Annotated in this window: 1 protein-coding gene; it reads left to right on the top strand. The window is 39.5% G+C overall.

Going from position 1 to position 1,474, the window contains the following annotated elements; genetic code table 11:
* Positions 1-1,474 (top strand): non-ribosomal peptide synthetase (locus tag GRP75_RS26690; RefSeq protein WP_160790863.1); only part of this gene is annotated, 1,474 nt, incomplete at both ends.

The following is a 1,474-nucleotide window of genomic DNA, read 5'->3' as shown; positions in this document are numbered from 1 at the left end:
ACTTCAAACAAGACAGAATTTGCAGCATCGGGTATAAACTTCAAACAATACAACAACTGGCTGGAAGGCAGAAAGGCAAAATTTGACCTTATGCTTGAAGTGGTAGAGGGTCAAGAAGGTATAACATTTAACCTTGAATATTGTACCAGGCTGTTTAAGAAGGAGACAATAAAAAGGTTTGGAACCCATTACATTACCGTTCTTGAAGAGATAACGGCATGCCCTGAAAAAAGGTTGTGGGAAATTGATGTACTGTTACAGGAAGAAAAACAGCAAATCCTATATACCTTTAACGCTACAGAGGCACAGTATCCTAAAAACAAGACTATCCATCAGCTTTTTGAAGAGCAGGCAGAGAAGAACCCTGATCATGTAGCTGTGGTATTTGAGGGTAAAAAGCTTACATTTAGTGAACTCAATAAAAAATCAAATGGGTTGGCCCATGTATTAAGGGCTAAAGGAGTCAAACCGGACAGTATCGTAGGTATTCTGGCAGAACGCTCACTTGAGATGATAGTAGCAATCCTAGGGGTATTAAAAGCAGGAGGGGCATATCTTCCCATAGATCCAGATTATCCTGAGGAAAGAATAAGTCATATGCTGGAAGACAGCCGGGCAGTGATCCTGTTGACCCAATCACATTTTATAGACAAATATACATCAATAGGTACAGTAATAAATTTAGAAGATGAGCAGGAATATTCAGATGAACAATATAACTTATCGGAGGTAAATAAACCTTCCGATCTAGCTTACTTAATATATACCTCAGGCTCTACAGGTAAACCCAAAGGGGCAATGATAGAGCATAGAAACATAGTAAGGCTGTTATTTAACAGTAAAATGCAGTTTGATTTTAACGAAAATGATGTATGGACTATGTTTCATTCTATGAGTTTCGATTTTTCCGTATGGGAGATGTACGGGGCGTTGTTATATGGGGGCAGATTGGTGGTAGTTCCTAAAATGACAGCACGCAGCAATGTAGAGTATCTGAGACTTCTAAGGAATGAGAAGGTGACCGTATTAAATCAGACACCTTCAGCCTTCTATAATATAGCCAATGAAGAAGTATCATATGAAGAAAAAGAACTTAAGATAAGATATGTCATATTCGGAGGGGAAGCATTAAAGCCTGCATTGTTGAAGGAATGGAGAAAGAAGTACCCGCAGACTAGACTCATCAATATGTATGGAATAACCGAGACAACAGTGCATGTCACATATAAAGAGATAGAAGAGGAAGAAATTAGATCTAATGTGAGCAGCATAGGAAGGCCTATACCAACCCTTACAACATATGTAATGGATAAGAACATGAAAGTTGTTCCCATTGGAGTAGCCGGAGAGCTTTGTGTAGGAGGAGACGGAGTTTGCAGAGGATATCTTGGAAGACCGGAGCTTACAAAGGAAAAGTTCGTTCAAAATCCGTACAAGCCGGAAGAGAGGTTATATAGATCTGGAGACCTGGTCC

The sequence above is a fragment of the Paenibacillus sp. OT2-17 genome (genome assembly GCF_009827695.1).
GTDB classification, from domain to species: domain Bacteria; phylum Bacillota; class Bacilli; order Paenibacillales; family Paenibacillaceae; genus Paenibacillus; species Paenibacillus polymyxa_B.
Note: the sequence above shows the minus strand (reverse complement) of the source record. Positions and strands in the feature narration are given on the sequence as shown.